This is a genomic window from Streptomyces sp. NPDC001927 (assembly GCF_053594455.1).
The window spans coordinates 117,032-142,925 of sequence record NZ_JBSFEN010000010.1; the positions used below are offsets into that span (position 1 = coordinate 117,032).

General features: G+C 72.3%; 22 protein-coding genes. 10 read left to right on the forward strand and 12 right to left on the reverse strand.

The window, feature by feature from the left end:
- Positions 1-115 precede the first annotated feature (115 nt).
- Positions 116-808, reverse strand: a complete 693-nt coding sequence (locus tag ACWCO8_RS26465) for a metal-dependent transcriptional regulator (RefSeq protein WP_362007208.1) — start codon at positions 806-808, stop codon at positions 116-118.
- Positions 809-968: 160 nt separating this feature from the next.
- Here ACWCO8_RS26465 and ACWCO8_RS26470 point away from each other — a divergent pair, with 160 nt between their 5' ends.
- Positions 969-1,736 (forward strand): SIS domain-containing protein, encoded by a 768-nt coding sequence (locus ACWCO8_RS26470; protein ID WP_362007210.1) that lies wholly within the window; start codon positions 969-971, stop codon positions 1,734-1,736.
- A 32-nt stretch (positions 1,737-1,768) separates the two neighbouring features.
- On the opposite strand, the gene ACWCO8_RS26475 is transcribed toward ACWCO8_RS26470, so the two are convergent.
- A complete protein-coding gene (locus ACWCO8_RS26475; protein WP_451034569.1) occupies positions 1,769-2,938 on the reverse strand; it encodes a sensor histidine kinase in 1,170 nt (389 codons plus the stop codon).
- Positions 2,939-2,970: 32 nt separating this feature from the next.
- Positions 2,971-3,633: a response regulator transcription factor gene (locus ACWCO8_RS26480; RefSeq protein ID WP_384506903.1), complete on the reverse strand. Its 663-nt coding sequence runs from the start codon at positions 3,631-3,633 to the stop codon at positions 2,971-2,973.
- Between the two features lie 88 nt (positions 3,634-3,721).
- Between ACWCO8_RS26480 and ACWCO8_RS26485 the strand changes: the two genes are divergently transcribed.
- Genes ACWCO8_RS26485 through ACWCO8_RS26500 form a run of 4 tightly spaced genes read left to right on the forward strand, consistent with a single transcriptional unit; the run spans position 3,722 to position 7,189 of the window.
- Positions 3,722-4,246 carry a hypothetical protein gene (locus ACWCO8_RS26485; RefSeq protein ID WP_362007216.1) on the forward strand — a complete coding sequence of 175 codons (525 nt, stop codon included), beginning with the start codon at positions 3,722-3,724 and terminating at the stop codon, positions 4,244-4,246.
- Entirely contained in the window at positions 4,243-5,304 is a 1,062-nt protein-coding gene (locus tag ACWCO8_RS26490) for a peptidoglycan-binding protein (RefSeq protein ID WP_451034354.1), read from the forward strand. The genes ACWCO8_RS26485 and ACWCO8_RS26490 overlap by 4 nt, the downstream gene beginning before the upstream one ends.
- Complete coding sequence (locus ACWCO8_RS26495; protein ID WP_451034355.1) at positions 5,301-5,990, forward strand: ABC transporter ATP-binding protein; 690 nt, start codon at positions 5,301-5,303, stop codon at positions 5,988-5,990. The genes ACWCO8_RS26490 and ACWCO8_RS26495 overlap by 4 nt, the downstream gene beginning before the upstream one ends.
- On the forward strand, positions 5,987-7,189 hold the full coding sequence (locus ACWCO8_RS26500; protein WP_451034356.1) for an ABC transporter permease: 1,203 nt from the start codon (positions 5,987-5,989) through the stop codon (positions 7,187-7,189). Before ACWCO8_RS26495 ends, ACWCO8_RS26500 begins: the two co-directional genes overlap by 4 nt.
- Before the next feature lie 39 nt (positions 7,190-7,228).
- Here ACWCO8_RS26500 and ACWCO8_RS26505 read toward each other — a convergent pair whose 3' ends face one another.
- From ACWCO8_RS26505 to ACWCO8_RS26520, 4 genes are all read right to left on the reverse strand, one after another.
- Entirely contained in the window at positions 7,229-8,602 is a 1,374-nt protein-coding gene (locus ACWCO8_RS26505; RefSeq protein WP_451034357.1) for a PAS domain-containing protein, read from the reverse strand.
- Positions 8,603-9,013: 411 nt separating this feature from the next.
- Complete coding sequence (locus ACWCO8_RS26510) at positions 9,014-9,859, reverse strand: ABC transporter permease (RefSeq protein WP_451034358.1); 846 nt, start codon at positions 9,857-9,859, stop codon at positions 9,014-9,016.
- Positions 9,856-10,830 carry an ABC transporter ATP-binding protein gene (locus tag ACWCO8_RS26515; RefSeq protein WP_451034359.1) on the reverse strand — a complete coding sequence of 325 codons (975 nt, stop codon included), beginning with the start codon at positions 10,828-10,830 and terminating at the stop codon, positions 9,856-9,858. The genes ACWCO8_RS26510 and ACWCO8_RS26515 overlap by 4 nt, the downstream gene beginning before the upstream one ends.
- 1 nt (position 10,831) lies before the next feature.
- Positions 10,832-11,635, reverse strand: a complete 804-nt coding sequence (locus tag ACWCO8_RS26520; RefSeq protein ID WP_451034360.1) for an ABC transporter permease — start codon at positions 11,633-11,635, stop codon at positions 10,832-10,834.
- 157 nt (positions 11,636-11,792) lie between these two features.
- Here ACWCO8_RS26520 and ACWCO8_RS26525 point away from each other — a divergent pair, with 157 nt between their 5' ends.
- Positions 11,793-12,671, forward strand: coding sequence for a winged helix-turn-helix transcriptional regulator (locus tag ACWCO8_RS26525; protein ID WP_451034361.1), 879 nt, complete (start codon positions 11,793-11,795; stop codon positions 12,669-12,671).
- Positions 12,672-12,676: 5 nt separating this feature from the next.
- Here ACWCO8_RS26525 and pdxH read toward each other — a convergent pair whose 3' ends face one another.
- A complete protein-coding gene (gene pdxH, locus ACWCO8_RS26530) occupies positions 12,677-13,339 on the reverse strand; it encodes a pyridoxamine 5'-phosphate oxidase (RefSeq protein WP_451034362.1) in 663 nt (220 codons plus the stop codon).
- 237 nt (positions 13,340-13,576) lie between these two features.
- On the opposite strand from pdxH, the gene ACWCO8_RS26535 reads away from it, so the two are divergent.
- Complete coding sequence (locus ACWCO8_RS26535) at positions 13,577-14,686, forward strand: citrate synthase 2 (RefSeq protein ID WP_362007242.1); 1,110 nt, start codon at positions 13,577-13,579, stop codon at positions 14,684-14,686.
- A gap of 107 nt (positions 14,687-14,793) precedes the next feature.
- On the opposite strand, the gene ACWCO8_RS26540 is transcribed toward ACWCO8_RS26535, so the two are convergent.
- Positions 14,794-15,873, reverse strand: a complete 1,080-nt coding sequence (locus ACWCO8_RS26540) for an isopenicillin N synthase family dioxygenase (RefSeq protein WP_451034363.1) — start codon at positions 15,871-15,873, stop codon at positions 14,794-14,796.
- A gap of 298 nt (positions 15,874-16,171) precedes the next feature.
- On the opposite strand from ACWCO8_RS26540, the gene ACWCO8_RS26545 reads away from it, so the two are divergent.
- On the forward strand, positions 16,172-17,854 hold the full coding sequence (locus ACWCO8_RS26545) for an FAD-dependent monooxygenase (protein WP_451034570.1): 1,683 nt from the start codon (positions 16,172-16,174) through the stop codon (positions 17,852-17,854).
- Here the strand turns inward: ACWCO8_RS26545 and ACWCO8_RS26550 are convergent.
- From ACWCO8_RS26550 to ACWCO8_RS26560, 3 genes are read right to left on the reverse strand one after another with little or no spacing between them, the layout of a single operon-like run.
- On the reverse strand, positions 17,788-18,495 hold the full coding sequence (locus tag ACWCO8_RS26550; RefSeq protein ID WP_451034364.1) for a TetR/AcrR family transcriptional regulator: 708 nt from the start codon (positions 18,493-18,495) through the stop codon (positions 17,788-17,790). The two genes, ACWCO8_RS26545 and ACWCO8_RS26550, sit on opposite strands and share 67 nt — an antisense overlap.
- The gene (locus ACWCO8_RS26555; protein WP_451034365.1) at positions 18,483-19,190 is read right to left on the reverse strand and encodes an enoyl-CoA hydratase family protein; all 708 of its coding nucleotides are present in this window, start codon (positions 19,188-19,190) and stop codon (positions 18,483-18,485) included. The genes ACWCO8_RS26550 and ACWCO8_RS26555 overlap by 13 nt, the downstream gene beginning before the upstream one ends.
- Positions 19,191-19,212: 22 nt before the next feature.
- Positions 19,213-20,790 carry a 4-coumarate--CoA ligase family protein gene (locus tag ACWCO8_RS26560; RefSeq protein WP_451034366.1) on the reverse strand — a complete coding sequence of 526 codons (1,578 nt, stop codon included), beginning with the start codon at positions 20,788-20,790 and terminating at the stop codon, positions 19,213-19,215.
- 283 nt (positions 20,791-21,073) lie between these two features.
- Here ACWCO8_RS26560 and ACWCO8_RS26565 point away from each other — a divergent pair, with 283 nt between their 5' ends.
- Positions 21,074-25,402 (forward strand): DNRLRE domain-containing protein, encoded by a 4,329-nt coding sequence (locus ACWCO8_RS26565; RefSeq protein WP_451034367.1) that lies wholly within the window; start codon positions 21,074-21,076, stop codon positions 25,400-25,402.
- Between the two features lie 17 nt (positions 25,403-25,419).
- Positions 25,420-25,848 (forward strand): hypothetical protein, encoded by a 429-nt coding sequence (locus ACWCO8_RS26570; RefSeq protein ID WP_451034368.1) that lies wholly within the window; start codon positions 25,420-25,422, stop codon positions 25,846-25,848.
- Positions 25,849-25,894 lie beyond the last annotated feature (46 nt).

A 25,894-nucleotide genomic window follows, 5' to 3' on the forward strand; every position in this document is an offset into this window, starting at 1 on the left:
CGAGGGGCGCGGGCGTGGCGATTCCGCCGTAAAACGGGCCGGGCCGCTTGTGGGGGCGGCGTACGGGACCGTAAAGGGACCCGAGGAGTGGCGTGGTGTCCCTCGCGGGGTGGTCCTAGCGCTTCGCCACGAAGACGTGTGCCGCGACCTCCGCGTCCAGCTCCGCCGCCTCGCCGCTGCTGCCGACCAGGACGCCGCCCGCCGACTCCGTCACGCTCACCACGGAACCGGGCTGCACGCCCGCCCGACGCAGCGTGTACATCAGCTGGGCGTCCGTCTGGATCGGCTCGCCGATCCGGCGCACGATCACCGTCTTGCCGTCCGCGCCCGCGTCCAGGTCGGCGAGCGAGACCATGGAGTCGTCCAGGAAGGACTCCGCCTCGGCCTTCTCGCCCAGCTCCTCCAGGCCCGGGATCGGGTTGCCGTACGGCGACTCCGTCGGGTGCCGGAGCAGCTCCAGAACGCGCCGCTCGACGGCCTCGCTCATCACGTGCTCCCAGCGACAGGCCTCCGCGTGGACCTGCTCCCACTCCAGGCCGATCACGTCGACGAGGAGACACTCGGCCAGGCGGTGCTTGCGCATCACGCGCGTCGCGAGGCGGCGGCCCTCGTCGGTCAGCTCCAGGTGCCGGTCGCTGGCGACCGCGACCAGACCGTCCCGCTCCATGCGGGCCACGGTCTGGCTCACCGTGGGGCCGCTCTGGTCCAGCCGCTCGGCGATGCGGGCGCGCATGGGGACCACGCCTTCCTCTTCGAGCTCGAGGATGGTGCGGAGATACATCTCCGTGGTGTCGATCAGTCCGGACATACGTGCCCCTCGATGAGTCGTGCGCTGGCCCTGCACCAATTCTGACGCATCACACCGACAACCGTGCCGCGCGGGGGAAACGCCGGGCAAAGACGGTATTGACAGAGCAATGGTCCAGACCGCACGGTGATCCGCGACACGACGACAAGGAGCTTCGGCAATGGGCGACAGTGCGCGCGAGTCCAAGCTGGCAGGGCAGTTCTTCGATGCCGCGATCGGCCTGCTCCAGCAGGTCCGCGACCAGGACTCCGAGGAGATCGCCGCCGCCGGGACCGCGATCGCCGAGGCCGTCGCCGCCGGCGGCCGGCTCTTCGCCTTCGGCGCGGGCCACTCCTCGCTGGCCGCCCAGGACGTCGTCTACCGGGCGGGCGGCCTGGCCCTGATGAACCTGCTGGCCGTCCCCGGTGTCGTCGGCGTCGACGTCATGCCGGCGACGCTCGGCTCCGCCCTGGAGCGGGTGGACGGCCTCGCGGGCGCGGTGCTCGACTCCTCGCCCGCCAAGGCGGGCGACGTCCTGATCATCATCTCCCTCTCGGGCCGCAACGCCCTGCCGGTCGAGATGGCGATGAACGCCCGCGCCCTGGGCCTGACGGTGATCGGCGTCACCTCGGTGGCGTACGCGACGGAGACGAAGTCCCGGCACGTCTCGGGGACGTACCTGAAGGACCACTGCGACATCGTCCTCGACTCGCGGATCGCGGTCGGCGACGCCGAACTGACCCACGAGGCCATCGAGGCCCCGTTCGCCCCGGCCTCGACGGTCGTCACCAGCGCCCTGATGCAGGCCACCATGGCCGCCGCGGCCGAGGAGATGGTCCGCCTGGGCATCGAGCCGCCGCTCCTGCGCTCGGGCAACGTCGACGGCGGCCACGAGTGGAACGGCCGCGTGATGACCGAGTACCGCGACCGGATCTTCTTCCGGCACTGACCGGCGCCCGCGTACCGAGGCGCTGACCGCTCTCACTGGCTGAAACGGACCCCGACCGTGAGCCCGCCGCCCTCCCGGTTGGCGGTCGCGGTCGGGGTCGCGCCGTGGGCGCGGGCGATGGAGTCGACGATCGAGAGGCCGAGGCCCACGCCCTCGCCGGGGGCCTGGGTGCGGGCGGAGATGCGCCGGAAGGGTTCGAAGAGCAGGGGGACGGTCTCGGGCGGGACGACCGGGCCGGTGTTCGTGACCTCGATGCCCTCGGGGCCCGTACGGACCTCGACGCGGCCGCCCGGGACGTTGTGCCGGACCGCGTTCGCCACCAGGTTGTGGGCGAGCCGGTCCAGGAGCACCGCGTCGCCGCTCACCGTCAGGGGCCGGGCGTCCACCACGACGTCGAGCCCGCGCTCGGCCGCCTCGGCCGCGAGGGACTCGGCCGCCCGCGTGGCGACCTCGTGCAGCGCGACTGGGCGCCGCTCCTGGAGCCCCTGGTCGCAGGAGGCGAGCAGCAGCAGGCCCTCGATGGTCCGTTCGCTGGCGTCGGCGACCTCGATGAGCTTCTCCCGGATCCGGGCCACCCGCTCGGGACCCGGCTCCCCCGCGAGGCCGATCTCGGCGGCCGCCCGCTGCACGGCGACCGGGGTCCGCAGCTCGTGCGCCGCGTTCGCCGCGAACCGCTGCTGGGCCGAGACCAGCCGCTCCATCCGCCCGAGCATCTCGTCGAAGGTGTCCGCGAGGCGCTTCAGCTCCCCCGGCGGCCCGTCCAGGGCGATCCTCTCGTGCAGGTTCTCCCCGGAGAGGCGCCGGGCCGTGTCCGTGATCACGGCGACCGGGCGCAGCACCCGGCCCGCCATCCACCAGGCGAGGGCGACGGAGAGGACGGCGTACGCGGCGAGGACGAGCAGCGAGACCGTGAGGAGGCGTTCGAGGGCGGCGCTCTCGGCCGCGTCGCTCAGCGTCCGGGTGATCGCCAGGCCCTGCGTCGGGACCGTGGGCGTGGCCTCCCGCCAGGCCGGGCTGGGCGTGGCGGCGACGGCCGGCAGGTCCTGGAGGCGCTGCGCGGGCACAGCGGTCGTCATGGCCACGCTGATCGACGAGTACAGGCCCTCCTTCACCAGGAAGTACACGACCCCGGTGAGCAGCGCGCCCGCCAGCAGGAGCAGCCCGCCGTAGAGCGCCGTGAGGCGGGCGCGTTCGCCGGCCATGGCGGCCCTCAGCGACAGCATCACGCGCGCCCTCATGACGCGACGATCCGGTAGCCCGCGCCCGGCACGGTCTCCACCACCGGTGGCTCACCGAGCTTCGCGCGGAGCTTGCTCAGGGTCACCCGTACCGCGTTCGTGCGGTAGCTGGTGTGCTCCTCCCACACCTGCTCGATCAGGTCCTCACCGCTCACCACGGCGCCCTCGGCGCGCAACAGCGCCTCCAGGACCGCGAACTCCTTCCGCGACAGGTGCAGGTGCCGGCCGTCGCGGCTGGCCTGGCGGCGGGCGGTGTCGAGGACGATCCCGGCCCGTTCCAGGACCGGCGGGAGCGCGGGCCGGGCGCGCCGGCCCAGGGCGAGGACGCGGGCGAGCAGCTCGTCGTACGCGAAGGGCTTGGCCAGGTAGTCGTCGGCGCCGAGGCCGAGCCCCTCGACCCGGTCCCGTACCGTTCCGGCGGCCGTCAGCATCAGGACCCGGGTCATCAGGCGCTGGTCGACCACGCGGCGGCAGACGTCGTCGCCGTGGATCCCGGGCAGGTCGCGGTCGAGGACCATGACGTCGTACTCCCCGAACTGAAGCTTCCGCAGGGCCTCCAGGCCGTCGGCCGCGACGTCCACGGCGAGCGCGTCGCGGCGCAGCCCCTCGGCGATCATCTCGGCGAGAAACGCCTCGTCCTCCACCACCAGTACACGCATGGCCCCTGTCTATCCGACCCGGGCTTTCGTCTCCGTAAACCGATCCGCTGAGAGAAACGAAACCCCTCGGGCGCGCACGCTGCCGCCCATGACGATCACCGGACGTACCACTCGACGTACGCGAGAGACCTTCCAGATGGCCGCGGCCGTCTCCATCGCCGCGCTCGCCCTGCTGACCACCGCGTGCACCGCCGACGGCGGCGGGAAGAAGGACGCGGCGAGCGAGAGCGTGAGCGACGAGGGCAAGAAGGCCGACCAGGCCCTGGAGCACCGCAAGTGCCTGCGCGAGCAGGGCCTCGACGTGCCCGAGCCCAAGCCGGGCGAGGAGGGTGTCGGGCTGACCATCGGCGGCGACGGCATGTCGAAGGAGAAGATGGAGAAGGCGTTCAAGGCCTGTCAGGGCAAGGGCGGCGCCGGCATGGGCAAGGAGCCGACCCAGGCCGAGAAGGACAAGATGATCAAGTACGCCCAGTGCATGCGGAAGAACGGCTTCGACATGCCCGACCCGACGTTCGGCGAGGGCGGGATGACGGCGGCGCGGCCGATACCGCAGGGCGAGCAGGCCAAGAAGTTCGAGAAGGCCAACAAGGCGTGCGAGAGCGTGTCGCGATGAGCCGACGCAAACTCGTGGCCGCCCTGGCGACGATCGTCGTCGTCGCGGGCGCCGGGGTCGCGGTGACCGCGCTCGCCGCCCCCGAGGAGCCGCAGGCCGCGGCGGACTCGAGGCGGCCGCCCGCGACGGTCCCGATCACCCGGGGCGACCTGAGCGACAGCTCCCAGCAGGACGGCACGCTCGGCCATCTCGGCGAGCGGAAGATCAACGCGGGCCCCTCCGGGATCCTCACCCGGATCGCCCCGACCGGCTCGACCGTCGCGCGCGACGAGCGGCTGTACGAGGTCGACGGCAGGCCCGTCCGCCTGATGTACGGCGCCGAGCCCATGTACCGGACCCTGAAGACCGGCGACAAGGGCAACGACGTGCGGCAGCTGGAGGAGAACCTGGCCGCCCTCGGCTACGCCGGCTTCACCGTCGACGAGGAGTACACGGACAAGACCGCCGCCGCCGTGAAGCGCTGGCAGAAGTCGCACGACCAGAAGCAGACGGGGACGGTCGGCCCCGACGCGATCGCCTTCGCCGGGAGCGCGGTGCGCGTCAAGGAGGCGGGCGCGGCGACCGGTGACCAGGTGGGGCCCGGGCGGCCGGTGCTCACGGTGACCGGCTCCGAGCGGGTCGTACGGTTCAAGATGCCGGTCGCGGACGCCGGTTCGGCGAAGACCGGGACCCGGGTCACCGTCCAGCTCCCGGACGGGACGACGGCGCCGGGCAAGGTGTCGTCGGTGGGGAAGACCGCGTCGACCGGGGACGACCCGCAGGACCGCACCCCGAAGATCGACATCACGGTCTCCTTCGACGCGCCGGGCAAGGTCACGGGCGTGGACCAGTCCCCGGTCACCGTCGACCTCACCGGGGAGACCCGGAAGAACGTGCTGTCCGTGCCCGTCAACGCGCTGCTCGCCCTGCCGGGCGGCGGCTTCGGCGTCCAGGTCGTCGACGGCGGCGGGCGGACGCGGGACGTCCGGGTCGAGCTCGGGATGTTCGGCCAGGGCCGGGTGGAGATCAGCGGGGACGGGCTGCGCGAGGGCATGAAGGTCGGGGTGCCGTCCGTATGAGCGCGGTAGTGAAGCTCTCCGGGGTCACCAAGGAGTACGCGGGCGGTGTCCGGGCCCTCGACGGCGTGGATCTCACCGTCGGCACGGGCGAACTGCTCGGGATCGTCGGCCCGTCCGGGTCCGGCAAGTCCACGCTGCTGCACATCGTCGGCACCCTGGACCGGCCGAGCGCCGGGACCGTGGAGATCGCCGGACACGACGTGGCCGCGCTGACGGACCGCCGGCTGTCCGCCCTGCGGGCGCGCCACATCGGCTTCGTGTTCCAGGCCTTCCACCTGGTGCCCGGGGTCGGCGCCCTGGAGAACGTCGCCGAGGGGCTGCTCTACTCGGGGCTCCCCCGGGCGCGGCGGCGCGCGCTGGCCGCCGAGGCGCTCGCCCGTGTCGGGCTCGCCGACCGGATGAAGCACCGCCCGCACGAGCTGTCGGGCGGCCAGAAGCAGCGCGTGGCCATCGCCCGCGCGGTGGTCGGCGAACCCGACCTGCTGCTCGCCGACGAGCCGACGGGCGCGCTCGACTCGGCGTCCGGGGAGGCGGTGATGGACCTGCTGCACGACCTCAACGAGCACGGCGCGACGATCGCGGTCATCACGCATGACACGGAGATCGCCGGCCGCCTGCCGCGCCAGGTCCGGATCCGCGACGGCCGCGTGGTGGCGGACACGGCACGTGGGAAGGTCGCGGCGTGAGGGCGCGACGCGCCCTGAAGGCCGCGCGGCTCGGGCCCCGGGATGTGCTGCACGTCGGTTCGGCCGGGCTGCGGAGTCGGCCCGTGCGGGTGGTGTTGTCGGCGCTCGGGATCGCCATCGGGATCGCCACGATGATCGCGGTCGTGGGCATCTCGGCGTCCAGCCAGGCCCAGTTGATGCGGCAGCTCGACGCGCTCGGCACGAACATGCTGGTGGCCAAGCCGGGTGAGGGGATGTTCAGCGGCCAGGAGGTCAAGCTGCCCAAGGACGCCGTGGGCATGGTCGGCCGGATCGACGGCGTCGAGGAGGTCGGCGCGACCGCCGACCTCAAGCGCACGGTCCGGCGCTCCGAGAAGATCCCCGAGGGCGAGACGGGCGGGATCGCCGTCAAGGCCGCCACGGAGCGGCTGCTCGCCGCCCTGCGCGGCGGCACGGCGTCCGGCACCTGGCTGAACGCCGCCAACGGCCGCTACCCGTCCGTGGTGTTGGGCCATGTCGCGGCCGAACGGCTCGGCATCACCGAGCCGGGCCGGCAGGTCTGGATCGACGACCGGTACTTCACGGTCGTCGGCATCCTCGACCCGCTGCCCCTCGCGCCCGAGATCGAACGCGCGGCGCTGGTCGGCTGGGAGGGCGCGCAGAAGCTGCTGGGCTTCGACGGGCACCCGACGGCGGTGTACGAGCGGTCCACCGACGCGTCCGTACGGGACGTCCAGCGGCTGCTCGCCCCGACGATCGACCCGGAGAACCCGCAGAACGTGGCCGTCGGCGACCCGTCGGCGGCGCTCCAGGCGAAGGCGGCGACCGAGGGGGCCTTCTCCACGCTGCTGCTCGGCCTCGGCGGGATCGCGCTGCTCGTGGGCGGGGTGGGCGTGGCGAACACCATGATCATCTCGGTCCTTGAACGCCGCCACGAGATCGGCCTGCGCCGCTCCCTGGGCGCGACCAGGGGCCAGATCAGGATCCAGTTCGTCACGGAGTCCCTGATGCTGTCGGGCCTCGGGGGCCTCGCGGGCGTGGCGCTCGGCGGCGCGGCGACGGGCGTGTACGCGTACACGGGCGGCCTGCCGTGGGTGGTGCCGCCGTGGGCGGTCGGCGGCGGCTTCGGCGCGACGCTGGTGATCGGGACGGTGGCGGGCCTGTATCCGGCGGTACGGGCGTCGAGGCTGTCCCCGACGCTGGCGCTGCACGCGGCGTAGCGGGCCGGCGGGGGCGGCATCCGAGGCACCTCAGGCGTCTCAGACGTCTCGACGTGGCGTGGAGCCGCCCCCCGTACCCGTACCCCCCGCCAGCGCCGCCGCGAGGTCGAGCGAGGCCGCGACCCGTACCGCCACGGCCTCCGCGAACACCGCGTCCGGGCGCTCGAAGGGCGTACGGGACGCGGAGCGGAGGAAGGTCACGGCGCCGACCGTGCGGCCCCGGCTGCGCAGGGGCAGGCAGAGGGCGTGGAGGGCGTCGCGCGGCCACAGGCGCTCGGCCGCCCAGTCCTCGGCGGCCTGGGAACCGGCGGCCGCGGTCGCGGACGCCCGCACCGGTCCCGTACGGGAGAGGGCCTGGTGGACGGGGTGGCCCGAGGGGTAGCGCAGCGGGATGCCCCCGCCCGCGACCGGCACGACGGGCCCCGGCTCACCGGCCGGGGTCGTCGCCACCCGCACGAGGCGCCGCTCCCCCGCCGCGATGTCGACGAGGGCGTGGTCGGCGAAGCCCGCGAGGGCGAAGTCGAGGAGGACCGTCGCCGCCTCCCTCGGGTCCTCGCACTCGGCGGCGACGGCGCCGGCCCGGTGCAGCTGGCTGTACCGGAATCGCAGCCGGTCCGCCTCCTGCTCGGCGAGCCGCTCCTCGGTGACGTCCTGGAACAGCCAGCCCACGCCCAGCGGCACCGGCTCCTCCGCGAGCGGCGACGAGAGCCGTACGAATCCGCTGCGCCAGCACCGGCGGCGCTCGCCGTCCGCCGTCCGCAAGGTCACCCACACCTCGGCGGGGGCCTTCGGCGCCCCCTCCGCGAGGACGTGCTCCAGGGCGGACTCCAGCTCCTCCAGGCCCTGCGCGACGACCTCTCCGAGCGGCCGGCCCAGCAGGGTCGTCCGCCCGGCGCGCATCGCCCGGGCCGCGTACCCGTTGACGACGGCCGGGCGCAGGTCCACGTCGACGAGGACGACGCCCCAGGACGCCTCCTCGAAGAGCGCCTCGCTCAGCGCGATCGACCGCTCCAGGTCGATCTGGGCGTGCACCTCGCTGAACGCGCAGTACACCCCGGCGGGCTTGCCGTCCGCGCCGCGCACCCCGGCGGACTGCGTCCGTACGAGCACGCGGCCGCCGTCCTTCCGGACAAGGGCGCACTCGTGCACGAGCCGGCCCGGCGCGTCCATGGCGGCCATCAGCCGTGCGAGCGCCTCCGCCGCGTCGGCGGGCCGCGCCGCCCACCCCTCGAACCCCCGCCGCCCGACGGCCTCCCCGGCCGACCAGCCGAGAATCCGCTCGGCCTCCTTGTTCCAGTGCGTGACGGTCCCGTCGGCATCGAAAGCACAGAGCGCCGCGTCCATCCCGTCGAGAAGCGCGGCGAGCAGATCGTCCCCCGGCACAGACGTGGTCCCACCCCTGGCAGCACTCATCCCGGCAACCCCCTGCAGGACGGTGTACGCACGTGCATCCGCACGCCTCGGATCATTCAACTCGAACGTGACGCAGAACACACCCCGTTCCACGAAAACGTTGCGCCCCGGAAACGAACGGGCGGGGCGCCCTCGGATCGCGGCGAATAAATCGCTTGAGGCTTCGCGGGAGGGTTCCTAGGCTGTGGAGCACACGCTGAAAGGAGGTGATCCGAGAACATGGTTTCTTTTCGGATTCGTGAGGTGACTGCGGGCTAACGGCCTGCCGTCGCACTCTGTGCACCTCGGCAGGCCACCTGCCGAAAACCACGCAGTCACCCGACCCGTGGGCCGCCGGTAAGTCCGGCCGGCTCCCGTCCGAACTCGAGCGGACGGGACCAAGGCCCACGGGTCGTCTGCGTTTTTCGCTCGCTACGCCAGGGAGAGCCTGCCCGTGCGCTGGGCGTGGGCCTCGCCCACGCGGAGGATCAGCGCCGACGCCGCAAGGAGGAGGGCGCTCAGGGCGCCCAGGCCCAGGAGGGTCGGGGTCAGCTCGGTCAGGGTGCGGTGCTCCAGGAGGGCGCCTCGGACCGCGATCAGGCTGCCCGTGAGCGGGAAGACCGCTCCCACCAGCTGGATCGCCGTCGGCAGGGCGAAGTTCGGGAGGCGGACCCCCGACACGAACCAGAGCGGCTCGTCCAGGATCGTGTACAGGAACGCCGAGTCCCGCGAGAAGACCAGCACGCTGTTGAGGAACGTGCCCCACGCGACCGCCGGGATCAGCATGGCCAGGAAGACGATCCCGTACATCCACCAGGCCGACACCGACAGCGTCCCGAAGCCGGTGAGCGCGGCGACGGTGAAGCAGGTGAGCAGCCAGGCGTTCTGGAGCAGGGCCCCCGCGCCGTTCGCGACCATGAGGGTGAGGCGGCCGGCCGGGGAGAGGAAGAGGAGCTCCAGGGTGCCGGTGGACCGCTCGAAGGAGAAGTGCCAGGCGCTCTGGACGAGCGAGAAGAAGAAGGCGTACGCGAGCGTCCCGGTGGCCAGGAACGCCAGGAGGCGCTCCGGGTCGGCGACTGTCGGCCAGTTCGCGGCGGCCGGGGACGCGGTCGCCACCGGACGCAACGTGTAGTAGGTCGTGGCCAGTTGGAGCAGCGGCCAGACCAGCATCGAGAAGACCACGAGCGGCTGGCCGAAGAGACGGCGATGCTGCTTCAGGGCTTCCGCCGCGAAGATCCGGACCGCGTGACGGAAGGATCGGGTCAGTGCGTGGGTCATACGAGTGCGCCCTCCTCCCTCTCCGCCAGCGCCAGGATCGCGTCCTCCAGGCTCGCCTCCGCGATCTCCAGGCCCCCGATCGAGCCGCCCGCCCGCACGATCGCCGCCGCCAACGGGCCTGCCATGTCGTCCGGGTGGCGGAGTGTCAGGAGTTCCCCGCCGCCCGGGAGCGGCTCCCGCGTCGCACCGAAGTCCGTCGCCACGGCCGCCGTCGCCTCGCCCGGGTTGGTCACCGTCAGGCGGATCGTGCGGTGGCTGCCGGTGGCCGCCTTCAGTTCCGCGGGGCTGCCCTCCGCGAGGTGGCGGCCGGCGGAGATCACGTACACGTGGCCGCACAGCTCCTCCACCTCGGCCAGGTAGTGCGAGGTGAGCAGCACCCCCGTGCCCTCCTCCGCGAGCCGTGCCACGACGCGGCGCAGGTCGCGGGCGATCGGGGCGTCCAGGCCGAGCGTGGGCTCGTCGAGGAGGAGGTACGCGGGCCGGTTGATCAGGCCCCGGGCGATGGCGAGGCGCTGGGTCATGCCGCGCGAGTACCGCTCGACGAGCGTGTCCGCCGCGTCCGTCAGGCCCACGAGAGTCAGCAACTCGTCTATGCGGGCTTGCAGTTCGCGTTTCGGGACGTCGTAGAGCTGGCCGAAGTACCAGAGGTTCTCCCGGCCGGTCATCCGGGTGTAGACCATGCGCTCGCCGCCCGCGATGAGGTTGATCCGGCGGCGGACGGCCCGGGCGTCCGCCACCGTGTCCAGGCCGTCGACCGTGACCGAGCCCGAGGTGGGGCGCAGAAGCGTGGCCAGGATCTTGATGGTCGTGGTCTTGCCCGCGCCGTTGAGGCCGAGGAGGCCGGTGATTCGGCCGGGCGGGATGTCGAGGTCGAGTCCCGCGACCGCCCGCTTGACGTCCCTGGCGCCGAAGATTCCCTTGGTGCGGACGGGGAAGTCCTTGCGCAGCGAACGGACCTGAATACCCGTCATGTCAGTAGTTCCTCTCGATCGCGCGGGCCTCGGCCCGCGGCAGGTACGTCAGGCCCAGGAGCAGGTACGCGCCGCTCAGCAGCGCGCACACCGCGAGCCGCGGCAGCAGCTCGGGCAGCGAGCCGGCCCCGGTGGTCGCCGCGTGCAGGACGTCCGTCGCCGCGGTCGTCGGCAGCAGTTCGGCGAACCACTGGACCGGCTCGGGCAGATAGGCGCGCGGGAAGGTGAAGCCGCCGACCAGGCCGAGGACGATGAAGACGGTGTTCTGCGAGATGTGCGCCTCCCCGGCGGCGATCATCAGCCCGCCGAGCCCCACCGAGAGGGCGAAGACCGCGCCGACCAGCGCGAGGGCGCCGAGGAGCAGCCCGGGCGCGGAGGCGACCGGGACGGCGATGCCGAGCAGGGCGACCACGACACCGAGCGCGAGGAACTCGACCAGGCTGCTGAGGACCGCGAAGGCCGTGAAGCCCGCGAGGTACGGGAAGCGCCGCGCGGGGGCGATGAGCAGGACACCGAGGGTGCCCTGCCGCTGCTCGGTGATCAGCGCCTTCGCGGACCAGAGGATGAGCCGGACCGTGAACTGGAAAGCCGTCGCGCCGACCACGATGTAGGCGAGGTAGGCGGTGGTCCCGCTGCCCTCGGTGAAGTCCTCGGCGACGGCTCCGCCGCCGATGGCGTGGTAGCCGAGGTACGCGAGCCCGATCGCGAGCGCGGCCGGCAGGACCGTACCGACGGCGTACGTCCATGGATAGGCGCGACGGGTCGTCTGCCAGGTGCGCCATGCGGTCGCCCAGGCTGTGGACATGCGGGATTCCCCTCCCCGAGATCCCCCGAGACCCGCACGACGCGCGGCGACGAGTGAGTCTCCTTTCGGAACTTACACTGAGTTTCTATCGGGAACTCACCCCGTGCCGCAAGATGGACCGACGAACGACCTCGTCCGGAATCCGAAGGAGCAGCGCATGGTCCGAGCCGTGCCCGAGCGCGACGCCGCCTGCGCGATCGCCCAGGCCGCCGCCGTCGTCGGCGACTGGTGGAGCCTGCTGCTCGTCCGGGAGACCGCGCGCGGCCGGCACCGCTTCGACGAGCTCCAGGCCGAGCTGGGCATCTCCCGCAAGGTCCTCACCGAGCGCCTCGGCCACCTCGTCGACAGCGGCGTGCTCGACCGCGTCCCGTACCAGGAGGGGCCCGTGCGGTACGAGTACCGGCTCAGCCCGGCCGGGCGCGCCCTGCTCCCCGTCCTGGTCGCCATGCAGGACTGGTCCGACCGCTGGCTCCTCGGCGACGGGAGCCTCACCGCCTCCGCCGACGAGCACAGCGCCGAGGCCCTCCGCGTCCACGAACTGCCCGGCACCCGGCTGCCGCGGCTCACCCTGCCCGCGCACACCGGCGCCGAGCGCGACCCGGTGGACCCGGACGCCGCCGCCACCGTGCTCTTCTGCTACCCCGCGACCGGGCGCCCGAGCCCGCTGCCCGAGGGCTGGAACGACATCCCCGGCACGGTCGGCTGCACGCTGGAGAACCGGCTGTTCAGGGACGCGTACGAGGACTTCACGGCCGCCGGGATCGCCGTCCACGGCGTCTCGACCCAGCGCCCCGACGAACAGCGCGCCTTCGCCGCCGCCGAGGACATCCCCTTCCCGCTGCTCTCCGACATGGACGCCCGGCTCGCGGCCGCGCTCCGGCTGCCGACCTTCCGCGCCGGCCAGGCGCTCCGGCTCAAGCGGGCCGTGCTCGTCCTGGACCGGGAGCGGGCCGTACGGCACGTCCAATTCCCGGTGACCGACATCCCGCACGCCGTCGAGACGGCCCTGAGCGAGGCGTCAAGGCTCTCGGGGTGACCCGGTCAGGGTGAGAGGCGCTCCACCCGCCACTTGTCGGCGCCGTCCTCGGCCCGTACGTACCGCAGCCGGTCGTGCAGCCGGTTCTCGTGCCCCTGCCAGAACTCCACCGTGTCCGGGACGACCCGGAAGCCGCCCCACTCCGGCGGCACCGGCACCTGCTCGTCCGCCGGGTAGCGGGCGGCCAGCTCCTCGTAGCGGGCGAGCAGCTCCTCGCGGGACGCGATCACCGAGGACTGGTGGCTGGCCCAGGCGCCCAGCTGGGAGCCGTGCGGGCGGGTGCGGAAGTACGCGACGGTCTCGTCCCGGCCGGTGCGGACCGCCCGGCCCGTGACGATGACCTGGCGGGCCAGCGGGTGCCAGGGGAAGAGCAGCGAGATGTACGGATTGGCCGCCAGCTCGCCGCCCTTGCGGGACGAGTAGTTCGTGTAGAAGACGAAACCCGCCTCGTCGTAGTGCTTCAGGAGCACCGTGCGGGAGGACGGCCGGCCGTCGGGCGTCGCGGTCGAGACGACCATCGCGTTCGGCTCGTGGATCGCCGGGCTCGTGGCGACCGCCGTGAACCAGCGCGTGAACTGTTCGATCGGTTCGGGGGCGAGGTCGGCCACAGTCAGCTCCGTGGTGCGGTACTGCTCGCGCATGTCGGCGGGATCGAGAGCGTCGGTCACAGGGTTCATCCTGCCGCAGAGGCGCAGTCTGCCCGGCATCGCGGGCCGTTAACCCTTCGTCGCCGGATCGGCGGAGTGTGCCGGATGTCACGCTTCCCCGCATCATCGGAACCGTACAGACTCTTCGGCTGGATGACTGTTGCTTCCCGACCAAAGGTCCCCGACGGTCCCCGAAGGTCCCGACCGACAGGTCCCGCCCACCGCTGGATGATTGATCATCGATAGAGGAGCCGCCTGATGTCCGACTTCGTACCCGGGCTCGAAGGAGTCGTCGCGTTCGAGACGGAGATCGCCGAACCCGACAAGGAGGGCGGCGCTCTTCGGTACCGCGGCGTCGACATCGAGGATCTCGTCGGTCATGTCTCGTTCGGGAACGTCTGGGGCCTGCTGGTCGACGGCGCGTTCGACCCCGGTCTGCCGCCGGCCGAGCCCTTCCCGATCCCGGTCCACTCCGGTGACATCCGCGTCGACGTGCAGTCCGCGCTCGCCATGCTCGCGCCCGTCTGGGGCCTGAAGCCGCTCCTCGACATCGACGCCGACCAGGCCCGCGACGACCTCGCGCGCGCCGCCGTCATGGCGCTGTCGTACGTCGCCCAGTCGGCGCGCGGCCAGGGCCTGCCGATGGTGCCGCAGAGCGAGATCGACAAGGCCACGTCGGTCGTCGAGCGGTTCATGATCCGCTGGCGCGGCGAGCCCGACCCGAAGCACGTCAAGGCCGTCGACGCGTACTGGACCTCGGCCGCCGAGCACGGCATGAACGCCTCCACCTTCACCGCCCGCGTCATCGCCTCCACCGGCGCCGACGTCGCCGCGGCGCTCTCGGGCGCCGTCGGCGCCATGTCCGGGCCGCTGCACGGCGGCGCCCCGTCCCGCGTCCTCGGCATGATCGAGGAGATCGAGCGGACCGGCGACGCCACGGCGTACGTGAAGAAGGCCCTGGACCAGGGCGAGCGGCTTATGGGCTTCGGCCACCGCGTCTACCGCGCCGAGGACCCGCGCGCCCGCGTGCTCCGCCGTACGGCGAAGGAGCTGGCCGCGCCGCGCTTCGAGGTCGCCGAGGCGCTGGAGAAGGCCGCCCTGGAGGAGCTGCACGCCCGCCGCCCCGACCGCGTCCTCGCGACGAACGTCGAGTTCTGGGCGGCGATCGTCCTGGACTTCGCCGAGGTCCCGGCGCACATGTTCACGTCGATGTTCAGCTGCGCCCGTACCGCCGGCTGGTCGGCGCACATCCTGGAGCAGAAGCGCACGGGCCGCCTGGTCCGCCCGAGCGCCCGCTACACGGGCCCGGGCCAGCGTGACCCGCGCGAGATCGCGGGCTACGCGGACCTGGCGGCGTTCGCGGGCTGACGCAAGCGCTAGACGACGCAGAGGACCCGGGGCAGCCCGCACAGCGGCCCCGGGTCCTCTCGCGTGTGTCAGGCGCCTCAGACCGTCTCAGACAGCCGCAGACCGCCTCACGCCGCCGTGAGCGGGCGCGCGTCCGCGAGCAGCAGGTCCGCGTGGTGGCGGGCGGCGGCCAGCGGGTGGGCGCGCAGCTTGCCCTTCAGTTCGTTGCGGCCGTACTCGGCGAACAGCGGGTTCGCCGGGTCGCTCGTGACCCCGGGCGCCGTCGAGGCGTACGGGAACTCCAGCGGGGCGATCCGGGCGTCGAGGCGCGGGTTGTAGAAGAACGGCACGGAGAAGCGTTCCGTCGCCGCGGGCGGCGAGACCACCCGGTGGTTGGTGGCGAGCAGATAGCCGTTGGTCGCCACTTCGAGGAGCTCGCCGAGGTTCACGACGAACGCGCCCGGCAGCGGCGGCACGTCGTGGAAGAGGCCGTCCTCGCGCTCCACCTGGAGGCCGCCGACGTGGTCCTGGAGCAGCAGCGTGAGGAAGCCGTAGTCCTTGTGGGCGCCGACGCCCTGGTCGGCCCCGTCGCCCGCGCTGCCGGGGTAGCGCACCAGCTTGAGGTGCGGGTGGGCCCGGTCGCCGAACACGTCGTCGTAGAAGCCCGCGGGCGCGCCGATCGAGGCGAGCAGCTCGTGCAGCAGCCGCTCGGCGACCCCGCTGAGCCGCTCGACCCAGTTCAGCGCGGCGAGGCGCAGCTCGGGGAGGGCGGCGGGCCACTGGTTGGGGCCCTGGAGCCACCAGTACGGGGCCTCGCCGGGTCCTGGGACGCGCGCGGGGCGCTCGGCGCCGATGTCGAGCTGGTCGCGCCAGTCGCGGGAGCCGCCGGTGCGCTCGTCGCCGATGCGGGTGTAGCCGCGGAAGTGCGGCGAGTTGGTGGTGTCGAGCGCGAGCCGGTCGGCCTCCGGGAGGGCGAAGAAGGCCTTCATCGCGGAGGTCAGCGCCTTCGTCTCGGCCTCGGTGATCCCGTGCCCGACGAGCTGGAAGAAGCCGACGTCGTGGGCGGCGGAGTGCAGCTGGGCGTGGAGGAGGCGCCGGGCCTGCGGGCCGCGGTCGGCGGCGGAGAGGTCGACGATCGGCAGCTGGGAGCTGTACGGCCGCTGCGCCGAGGTGGAGGGCTGCTGGGTGGCAGTGGTGCTGTGCGTCATGGTGTGCGTCCGCGGGGTGTACGGGCCCGTGCGCGTCGCCAGGGGTGGGGCGGGGGGCGCGGGTGCCTGAAGAGAGGGGGGCTACGAGGTCAGGCGGAGCGCCGACAGCCCATGCTCGTGACGCGGACGAAGTCCACGTGGCGGCGGCGTACGAGCGGAAGCATGCGACCAGCGTACTGCGGGGCGGGCCGTACGTATGTGGCGCGGGTCACGCCACCGGGTGACCATGGTCTTCGGGGCCGGTCCGAGAGCGGGGGCGCACTGGGAGGATCCCGTGGCAGACACCCGTACGAGCACTGTGTCGACCGGCTTCTCGACCGACGTGCTGATCGTGGGCGCCGGGCCCGTGGGCCTCAGCGCGGCCGCCGAACTGCGCAGGCGCGGAGTGCGCTGCCGGCTCGTCGACCGGCTGCCGGCCCGCCTCCCGTACGCGAAGGCCGTCGGCGTCCAGCCGCGCACCCTGGAGATCTGGGACCGGATGGGCCTGGCCAGGGCCGTCATGGAGGCCGCGGTCCCGATGCGCGGCCAGCTGATCCACGTCAACGGCCAGGAGCGGGGGCGGATCGAGCTGGAACTGCCGCCGGAGGTGCCGTACGGGTTCGCCGCGCTTCCTCAGTACGAGACCGAGCGGCTCCTGGAGGAGTACGTCGCCGGTCTGGGCACGGTCATCGAGCGCGGTACGGAGCTGGTGTCGTTCGGGCAGGACGCGGACGGGGTGACGGCGCGGCTGCGGGCCGCGTCCGGCGCGGAGGAGGAGCTGCGGGTCCGGTATCTGATCGGCTGCGACGGCGCGCACAGCACCGTCCGCAAGGGCCTCGGGCTCGGCTTCGAGGGCGGGGCGTTCCCGGAGGAGTACATGCTCGGCGACGTCGAGGCCGACTGGGACATGCCGTACGGGTACGGCATCCGGTCCCTGCACGTCGCCGAGGACGGCTCGACGGACGACCTGCTGGTCTGCATCCCGCTGCCCGGGAAGGGCCGCTACCGCATGTCGATGACGGTCCCGCCCGAGCTCTCCACCCACAGCGACGGGGACGGGGTGGCGCACGGTCTGGAGGGCGGCCGGGTGCCCGAGCTGTCCCACATCCAGGCCGTGGTCGACCGGCTGGCCCCCGTGCCCGCGCGGGTCTCGGAGCTGCGCTGGTCGTCCGTGTTCCGGATCAGCCACCGGATCGTCGACCGGTACGGCGAGGGCCGGGTGTTCGTCGCGGGCGACGCCGCCCACATCCACCCGCCGACCGGCGCCCAGGGCATGAACACCGGCATCCAGGACGCCTGCAACCTGGCCTGGAAGCTGGCCCTCGTCCTGCGCGGGGAGGCCGGACCGGGGCTGCTCGGCAGTTACGACGCCGAGCGCCGCCCGGTCGGCGAGGAGGTCGTGGGCCGGACCGTCCGGCACGCGCGGCAGGGCATGGAGGCCGACCCCGACGACCCGGCGACCGTGATGCTGCGGGAGGCCCAACTCCTCGTCTCCTACCGCGACGGCCCGCTCGCGGCCCATCCGTACGGCCCCGACGACGCCCCGCAGCCCGGCGACCGGGCCCCGGACTGCGCCGGCCTGACGACGCACCTCGCCGCCTACCCGCTGCGGCTCCTCGACGTCCTGCGCGGCCGCACCGGGCACGTCGTGCTGCTGTACGCGGACAAGGCCGACGAGCTCGCGAGGGCGGCGGAGGCGGTCGCGGTGGTCGCCGCGGCGGTGGGCGGGGACCGGCCGACGGTGGTCGCGCTGCTCGCGCGCGAGTCCGACGACGAACGCGTCCAGGTGCGCGGCGCGTTGCCCGAATACCGGGACGCGGGAGGGGAGTTCGCGCGGCTCTACCGTCCGGACGGACCGACCGGCTTCCTCGTCCGCCCCGACGGGCAGCTCGGCGCCCGCTTCCCGCTCGCGGGCACGGCGGCCGCGCTCAACGGCTACCTGGCGGCGCTCTCCGTACCGACGGCGGCACCGGCGGCGGTGTCGGAACCGACGCCGCTCTGAGCGCCTCCCAGGACCTCGTCCAGGAGGGTCGACCACTGCGCCACGACCCGCGCGCGGCGGGCCGCGTCGTCCGTCAGGAGCGTGGCGAGACCCAGGCCCCGGGCCATGTCCAGGAGCCCCTGGACCGTCTCCCGTACCCCGGGCACGGACTCGTCGGCGGCCAGCAGGGTCACGGCCATCCGGTGGGAGTCGCGGCCGACGCGGGCTTCCAACTCCGTGACGCGGGCGTGCAGCTGGGGCTCGTGGGCGGCCGCGACCCAGAGGTGGAGGGCGGCGCGGAACAGCGGCCCGGTGAACAGGTCGACGAGCGCGGCGACGGCCTCGCGGCGGTCGCGCGCGGGAAGCTCGCGCAGGGCCTGGGACCGCTCCTCGGCGACGTACTCGACGGCCGCCGTGAAGAGGTCCTCGCGGGTCGGGAAGTGGTGCTGGGCCGCGCCCCGCGAGACGCCCGCCCGCTCGGCGACCACGGCGACGGTGGAGCCCGCCCAGCCGTGTTCGGCCAGGCAGGACACCGCCGCCTCCAGGAGCCGCTGCCGGGTGGCGCGGCTCCTGTCCTGCTGGGGGCCTTGCTTGGGCCCCTGCTGCGGGCCTTGCTTGGCGCCTTGCCTGGGGCCTTGCTGCGGGCCGGTCACAACCGCCATTCGGGGTCCCGTCGTTCGAGGAAGGCCGTCATCCCTTCGCGCGCCTCGGGGGAGGCGAAGAGCGTGGCCGACCTCTGGACCAGGTCCTCCGCGTCACGCTCGAAGGTCTCCAGGACTCTAGCCGTGACCAGCCGCTTCGACTCGGCCAGCCCCTGCGGGGAGCCCAGGCGCAGCCCGTCGAGGATCGCGTCGAGGGCGTCCGCGGGAGCGGTGACGAGGCCCATGGCGATTGCCTCCGCCGTACCGAACCGCTCCCCCGTCACGTAGTACCGCGCCGCCGCCCGCGGCTCCAGCTTCGGCAGCAGCGTCAGCGAGACGACGGCGGGGGCGACCCCGATCCGCGCCTCGGTCAGCGCGAAGTCGGAGCCCTCCGACGCGACCACGATGTCGCACGCCCCGAGCAACCCGAGCCCGCCGGCCCTGACGTGCCCGTCGACGACGCCCACCACCGGTTTCGGCAGCTCCACGATCTGCCGGAGCAGATCCACGAAGGCGTACGGGCTCGGCGGCGCCTTCAGGTCCGCGCCGGCACTGAACGTCGAGCCGGTGTGCGTGAGCACCACCGCCCGTACCGCCGGGTCCTGCGCGCACTCCGTGAACGCCGCCGCCAACTCGGCGACCAGGGCCGCCGAGAGGGCGTTGCGGTTCTCCGGGGAGTCGAGCGTCAGCGTGGCGATACCTAGATCCAACTTCAAGAGTCCACCTTCATCTCGGCCGTCATTCCCGGTCCCGCAGCTCACGACGGAGGATCTTCCCCGAAGCGGCGCGCGGCACCCCGTCGATGAACTCCACGCGCCTGACCTTCTTGTACGGAGAGACCTTCCCCGCCACGTACGCCATCACGTCCTCGGCGCCGAGCCCGTCCGCGCCCGGCTGCCGCACGACGTACGCCTTGGGAATCTCGTTGCCGTCCTCGTCGGTCACGCCGATGACGGCCGCGTCGGCGATGGACTCGTGGGTCAGCAGCAGGGCTTCGAGTTCGGCGGGGGCGACCTGGAAGCCCTTGTACTTGATGAGTTCCTTGACCCGGTCGACGACGAACAGCCACCCGTTCTCGTCGACGCGCCCGATGTCGCCGGTGTGCACCCACCCGTCCGCGTCGATCATCGTGGCGGTGGCGTCGGGCCGCCCGAGGTACCCCTTCATGACCTGCGGCCCGCGGATGGCGACCTCGCCCTCCGCGCCCGGTTCGGCGTCCTTCGACGGGTCGTCGAGCGACAGGATCCGCATCTCGGTGGAGGGCAGCAGCTGCCCGACGGCGCCGGGCGGCGGGTTCTTCGCGGCGAGCGGGACGACGTGCGTGCCCGGGGACAGCTCGGTCATGCCGTACGCCTGCCGGACCGGCGGCAGCTTCAGCCGCGCCGAACACGCCTCGGCGAGCGAGGCGTCGAGCGGGGCGGCGGCGCTGACGATGTACTCGAGCGAGGACAGGTCGTACGCGGCGACCGCGGGGTGCTTGGCGAGCGCGAGGACGATGGGCGGGGCGACGTACAGGCCGTTGATGCGGTGGTTCTGGATGGCGGCGAGGAAGGTGTCGAGCTCGAAGCGCGGAAGCACGACGACGGTGGCACCGTGCCGCAGGGGGGCGTTCATCAGCGCGGTGAGCCCATAGATGTGGAAGAACGGCAGCACGGCGAGGATCCGGTCCCCCGGCCGCATGGGCATCAGCGGATACAGCTGCTCCAGGTTGGTCGCGATGGACGTGTGCGTGAGCATCACGCCCTTCGGGACGCCGGTGGTGCCGGAGGAGTACGGCAGGGCGGCGATGTCCTCGTCCGGATCGATCACGACGTCCGGCTCGGGGGCGTTCGTGGCGACCATCGCCTGCAGGGAACGGATCCCCTCGCCCTCGGGCGCCTGGTCGCAGACGAAGATCTCCTCGATCCCGCCCGCGAGTTCGGCCGCGCGCCGGGCCGCCGGGAGGAGCGGGGAGACGGTGACGATCCAGCGCGCGGACGAGTCCTTGAGCTGCTTGGCGAACTCCTCGGGCGTCGCCAACGGATGCACGGTGGTGACGGACGCGCCGGCCCGGGTGGCCGCGTAGAACGCGATCGGATACAGCACGGTGTTGGGGCTGTGCAGCGCGAGGACGTCCCCCTTCCGCACCCCCGCCTCGGCCAGCCCGGCCGCCACGCGCCGATGGAACGCGTCGACCTGCGCGTACGTGAGACTCAGCTCCCCCGCCCCGTCGATCAGCGCAGGGGTGTCCCCGAACTCGGCGGCCCGCCCGAGGACGGCCTCGTGAATGGGGAGGGAGACGGCAGGAACATCCGCGTACTCGCTGTGAAACACCATGTGTGCCCCCTGGAGAGGTGGAAGGTGGTCGCCAGGATCGCGTGCGCCGGTACGAGTTGGGGAGACCCTGTCAGCACCGGAAGAAACAATCAAGCATGCCTGCATGATTCTCTGGATCGTGCGGACGGGGCGACATCCGGTCGGCCCTGTCGATGCCAGGTTCGGGTGATAGGCCCCGGTAGGGAGCGGAAGATGCTCCCTCTTACACTCACACCCTCTTTACAATCTCTTTACAGGAGGGGCTCCTTTGCGGAGCATACGCACGTCCAGATTCACCTTGCCGGTGGCTGCGTCCCTGGCGCTTTCCGGTCTCTTGGCCGTCGACGCGGCCACGCCGGCCACCATGATCTCGACCGCCACCGCGTCCAGTACGACGGCCGTATCCCCAGCAGCGCTCCGCATGGGCACGCCGCCGGCGAAGGGCGACATCAGCTCGGCGCTGCTGAGGGCGCGCCTGGCGGGTAAGCGGGTCGAGGTCACCGACGCCCGCACGGAGACGCTCACCCTGTGGGCGAACCCCGATGGCACGCTGACGGAGGACCAAGCCGGCGGGCCGGTCCGTTTCCGCGCCGATGACGGCGGCTGGACCGCCGTGGACATCAGCCTCGAGAAGGACGCCGACGGAACAGTGGGGGCGAAGGCGCACCCGCTGGATCTCACCCTGGGCAGGGCGTCGACCGAACGGGAGGATGCATCGGCCACCCTTAGGCTGCGGGCCACTGAGCCCGTCGCCGCCGCCGCACCACTGGTGTCGCTCACTTCGCCGCAGGGGGAACGCGTCGAACTGGGCTGGCGGGGAGCGCTGCCCGCGCCGACCCTCGACGGCACAAAGGCGACCTATCGGGATGCCCTGCCCCACGCCGACCTCGTCGTCTCAGCCACCCGCACCGGCTTCGAGCAGTTCCTCGTGCTCAACTCTCGTCAGGCTGTGGACGAGGCGGGCACTCTACGGATGACGCTCACGGCGAAGGGGTTGACGGCCAAGACAGACGCGGACGGCGGAGTGACCTTCACCGACGTCCGCACCGGTAAGCCTGCCGGTACGCTGCCCGCGCCCGTGATGTGGGACGCGCGGACGGATGCCCGCTCGGGTGAACATGCGCATCGGGCGCCCGTCGCGATGTCCGTAACCCAACAGGGCGACGAGATCGACCTCACCCTGACTCCGGACGCGGCGTTCCTGGCCAACCCCGCCACGCGCTTTCCCGTCACCATCGATCCGGCGGTGGGTCTGCTGACGACGTTCACCACGTTCGTGCAGGAGGGTTACACCACCGATCAGTCCACCGCCACCGAGCTGAAGCTCGGCTACAACGGTGCGGGGCAGTCCGCTCGTTCGTTCCTGCGCTTCGACACCCGTGCGGTGAAGGGCAAGGACGTCAAGGCGGCCACCCTGAAGCTGTGGAACCACCACTCCTGGTCCTGCGAACCACGCGACTGGGAGGTGTGGGACACCAGCACCCCCAGCACAGCCAGCCGCTGGAGCGCCCAGCCGAGCTGGAACCGCAAGTGGGCCACCTCCGCGCAGACCAAGGGCGCCGGCACCGGCTGCGCGGACGGCTGGGCCACCGCTGACATCACCGCCCTCGCCCGTGCCTGGGCGGCCAACGCCCACGACCTGAACTCTCTCGGTATCCGTGCCACCGACGAGAAGGACTCCTACGCCTGGAAGCGATTCCACTCCCGTAACGCGGCCACGAACGTCCCGGTCCTCTCGGTGACCTACAACAATCCGCCGGGAGCGCCCACCGCCGTGGCGCTCTCCCCGTTCTCGTACAACACCTTCAACAAGCGCACGTACGCGACCTCGGTGACGCCGATCTTCTCGGCAAAGGTCGCGGATTCCGACGGCGGCACCGTGCAGGCGCAGTTCGAGGTCACCGCCGATCCGGCCTTCAACGACGCGGGCACCTACAGCTGGACAGGCACCAGCGGCGCCGTGGCTTCCGGCGGCACCGCCGCGCTGGCACTCCCCGAGACGAAGAAGCTCGGCTCGTTCGGCTACCGCGTACGCGCTCGTGCCTATGACGGCTCCGCGTACGGCGCATGGACCGGCCATGTGCCGTTCCGCGTGAACACCGCCAAGCCCGCCGCCCCGCAGATCAACTGCGCCGGCCACCCGCAGGACACCTGGACCGACACGAGTGGTGAGATCAGCTGCACCCTCACCACGACCTCCACAGACGGCCGCGGCTTCCTGTGGGGGCTCGACGACCCCAACACCCCGCAGCAGGTCAATGATCCGGCCGGCACCGACGGCAAGCCGCAGACCGTCAAGATCAACCCGAACAAGGGCTGGCATGTCCTGCACGCCCGCACCGTCGACTCCGCGGGCCTGCTCTCCGGCGTCACCGCCCACCAGTTCGGCAGGGGGACCAAACCGACCGTCCTGCCGGTCCCGGACGTGCCCAGCGCACCCCTGGAGGGTGCCCAGGACACCCCCACCCCGATGCTGTCCGGTGTATTGACGTCCGGAGACCGCGCCTACCTGCACGGCGAGTTCGCCCTGTACGACGCCATGGGCGCACCCCTGCCGGGAGTGCGGCTGCCTGCGTCGTTCCACGACAGTGGCCAGCGTGTCGCCACGTTGATCCCCGAAGGCACCCTCGTGCCCGAGCGCGGCTACCAGTGGGCCATGCGCGCCTGCAGTGACACGGCCTGCTCGGCATGGACGCCCAAGCGTGCCTTCACCGCCAAGGCGCCTGCCGCCCAGCCTGTCCCGCAGGTGCGGACCGTCGCCATCTCGGGCGAGGCCCTGCGCGACGCCACCGCCCCCGTCGGTGCCACCGACTGCGGCGCCGATCCGTGCGCGGCGGTCCAGGACGGCATGCTTCGTGTCGGCACACCGGGTGGCACCGCGTGGCGCAGCTGGTTCAAGGCGGACCTGTCCGCGGTGCCTGCCGGCGTCCGGATCACCGACGCACGGCTCACCCTCCACCGGGCCGACTGCGCGGGCGAGACCGCCCAGTGCACCGAACCCGCCGCCACCGTGCGCGACCTGGCCGAGGCATGGGACCCCTCCCTCAGCGGACAGAGCCTCGCCGCCGCGGCCAACGAGGAGCCCCTGCTCGCCGATGACGAGCTGCCCACCGCTCTCGGAGATCTGAATCTGGGATCCCTCGTCGCGGACTGGCTGTACGAGACCGACAACAACGGCCTGACCCTCCAGCTCGGGGACGAGAAGACCGCCGCGCCCGGTGTGGTGTACCACTCCTCCCGGGCCCAGGACCCGAAACTGCGTCCTGTGCTCACGGTGTCGTACATCCCCTCCGGCGCTCCTGGCGCCCCCGAGAACGTGAAGGCCGTTCCGGCGGACCGCGGTCTGCTCGCCACCTGGAACCCGCCGACCGATCCCGGCGCCGCCATCGACACACCCACCTACACCGTGGTCGTCCACCGCGACGGTACCGAGGTCGCCCGTACCACCACCGAGGACACCCGAGCCGTCTTCGACGGCCTCACCAACGGCGCGGACCACACCGTGACGGTCAGGGCAGCCTCCCCGCACGGAACGTCCGAGGCAGCCGTGTCCGCCGCGGCCGAGCCGGTCGCCGTCGCCGAGCGGGAACGCTACGTCCAGGCGGTGCGCGACTACCTCGCCGCACGGGCAGGAGTCCTCAAGGGCACGCACACCACGGTCGAGCAGGCCACCGCGAGCAGCCCGCACGGCGCGATGTTCCGTGCGCTGCTGGAACAGCAGCTCCCCCACCTGAACGACCGCCGCGAGGCATACGCCCGTCATGAGCGGCGCTTCACCGAGGTCACCACGGCCTTCGACGACGTGCTGACCGGTCCCGGCCCCGACAACACGGTGATCGTGCGCGGCACGGTCTCAGAGCGCAGCGTGCTCACCCACACGGACGGCACGCAGGAGCCGGAGGAGGGCCCCCTGCCCGGCCGCTTCGTCTTCGCCGCCGGTGTCCTCCGCATGGAAGCCGACGACGCCGCGGCCGAGGTCACCCTGCCCACGACGGGCGACGCCGTGCGCGACGCCTCCGTGGCGCCGCCGGCGGAGCGCAGCGTCGAAGAGGTCGCGCAGGGGGAGGAAGACCTGCCGATCAAGCTGGACGACGACGGCATGCTCGCCGACGAGCCCGCCCCGGGCACGGAGACGATGCGGCTCGCCGCGGTGTTCGCCGCCGCTCCCGATGGCAACGGCACGGCGAACTGGGCCAAGCGCAACGCCAACATCAAGTACGACTACGACACCGATTGCGCAAACTTCGTCTCCAAGGCTCTGCACTGGGGCGGCAAGATGCAGCAGCGCAAGGGCGGTCGCAAGAACGCCTCGCGCTGGTTCCGCAACAACATTGGCTGGATCCGGCTCGACAGCTACACCTGGGCCGCCGCGGCCAATCTGCGGCAGCACCTGAAGAACCACAGGGGCGGCCGCGAGATCTCGCGGTACGACGCCCGGCCGGGTGATGTCATCTTCGGCTACTACACCTCTTCCAAGGCGTGGAACCACACAGGCATCGTCACCGGAGGCAAGGGGGACAAAATCACCATCACTCAGCACGGCCGAGTCCACCACACGACACTGAGCCAGTGGTTCAAAAACAACAAGAAGCTGAGCGCCATCAGCATCATTCGACCGGGGAAGCGCAGTTGAGGCGGGTAGGTAGGGCGGTGGGGCTGGTTGGAGCGCTCGTGCTTCTGCTCGGTGGCTGCGATGCGACCTCGACCGACAAGACCCCCGAGCGCACCAAGAACGGCGTCAACGAGCTCGAGCTGACCGTCACAGGGCGCCCCACCCCCGGCAGCCTCGCCACCGCCGAGCACGTATTGGCCCGGCTCAAGGCCCGCGACGCCGACGGTCTGGTCGATCTCGCCAAGGAGGAGGGTGTGCCGGAGAACGACGCGAAGCGGTGGGTGGCCGACTGGGGTGACGCCGCTCAGCGTCCGGCCACGGCGGAGTTCAGTCTGGGGGAGAAGGACGCCTCCGTGGACGTCCGGTTCGCGGGCGAGAGCTCGACCTTGTCGCTTCTGCTGATGCCGAAGGACGAGAGCAAGCCCTACGACGACAGCTACGTGGTCGTTCTCCGCGAGGACCAGTGAAATGACGACAGGGCGCCCCGCCGGGCATCGGCGGGGCGCCCATCGG

Coding starts and splice junctions, on each gene's coding strand:
- ACWCO8_RS26465 (WP_362007208.1), bottom strand. CDS start 808: ATGTCCGGACTGATCGACACCACGGAGATGTATCTCCGCACCATCCTC.
- ACWCO8_RS26470 (WP_362007210.1), top strand. CDS start 969: ATGGGCGACAGTGCGCGCGAGTCCAAGCTGGCAGGGCAGTTCTTCGAT.
- ACWCO8_RS26475 (WP_451034569.1), bottom strand. CDS start 2,938: ATGGCCGGCGAACGCGCCCGCCTCACGGCGCTCTACGGCGGGCTGCTC.
- ACWCO8_RS26480 (WP_384506903.1), bottom strand. CDS start 3,633: ATGCGTGTACTGGTGGTGGAGGACGAGGCGTTTCTCGCCGAGATGATC.
- ACWCO8_RS26485 (WP_362007216.1), top strand. CDS start 3,722: ATGACGATCACCGGACGTACCACTCGACGTACGCGAGAGACCTTCCAG.
- ACWCO8_RS26490 (WP_451034354.1), top strand. CDS start 4,243: ATGAGCCGACGCAAACTCGTGGCCGCCCTGGCGACGATCGTCGTCGTC.
- ACWCO8_RS26495 (WP_451034355.1), top strand. CDS start 5,301: ATGAGCGCGGTAGTGAAGCTCTCCGGGGTCACCAAGGAGTACGCGGGC.
- ACWCO8_RS26505 (WP_451034357.1), bottom strand. CDS start 8,602: ATGAGTGCTGCCAGGGGTGGGACCACGTCTGTGCCGGGGGACGATCTG.
- ACWCO8_RS26510 (WP_451034358.1), bottom strand. CDS start 9,859: ATGACCCACGCACTGACCCGATCCTTCCGTCACGCGGTCCGGATCTTC.
- ACWCO8_RS26515 (WP_451034359.1), bottom strand. CDS start 10,830: ATGACGGGTATTCAGGTCCGTTCGCTGCGCAAGGACTTCCCCGTCCGC.
- ACWCO8_RS26520 (WP_451034360.1), bottom strand. CDS start 11,635: ATGTCCACAGCCTGGGCGACCGCATGGCGCACCTGGCAGACGACCCGT.
- ACWCO8_RS26525 (WP_451034361.1), top strand. CDS start 11,793: ATGGTCCGAGCCGTGCCCGAGCGCGACGCCGCCTGCGCGATCGCCCAG.
- ACWCO8_RS26535 (WP_362007242.1), top strand. CDS start 13,577: ATGTCCGACTTCGTACCCGGGCTCGAAGGAGTCGTCGCGTTCGAGACG.
- ACWCO8_RS26540 (WP_451034363.1), bottom strand. CDS start 15,873: ATGACGCACAGCACCACTGCCACCCAGCAGCCCTCCACCTCGGCGCAG.
- ACWCO8_RS26550 (WP_451034364.1), bottom strand. CDS start 18,495: ATGGCGGTTGTGACCGGCCCGCAGCAAGGCCCCAGGCAAGGCGCCAAG.
- ACWCO8_RS26560 (WP_451034366.1), bottom strand. CDS start 20,790: ATGGTGTTTCACAGCGAGTACGCGGATGTTCCTGCCGTCTCCCTCCCC.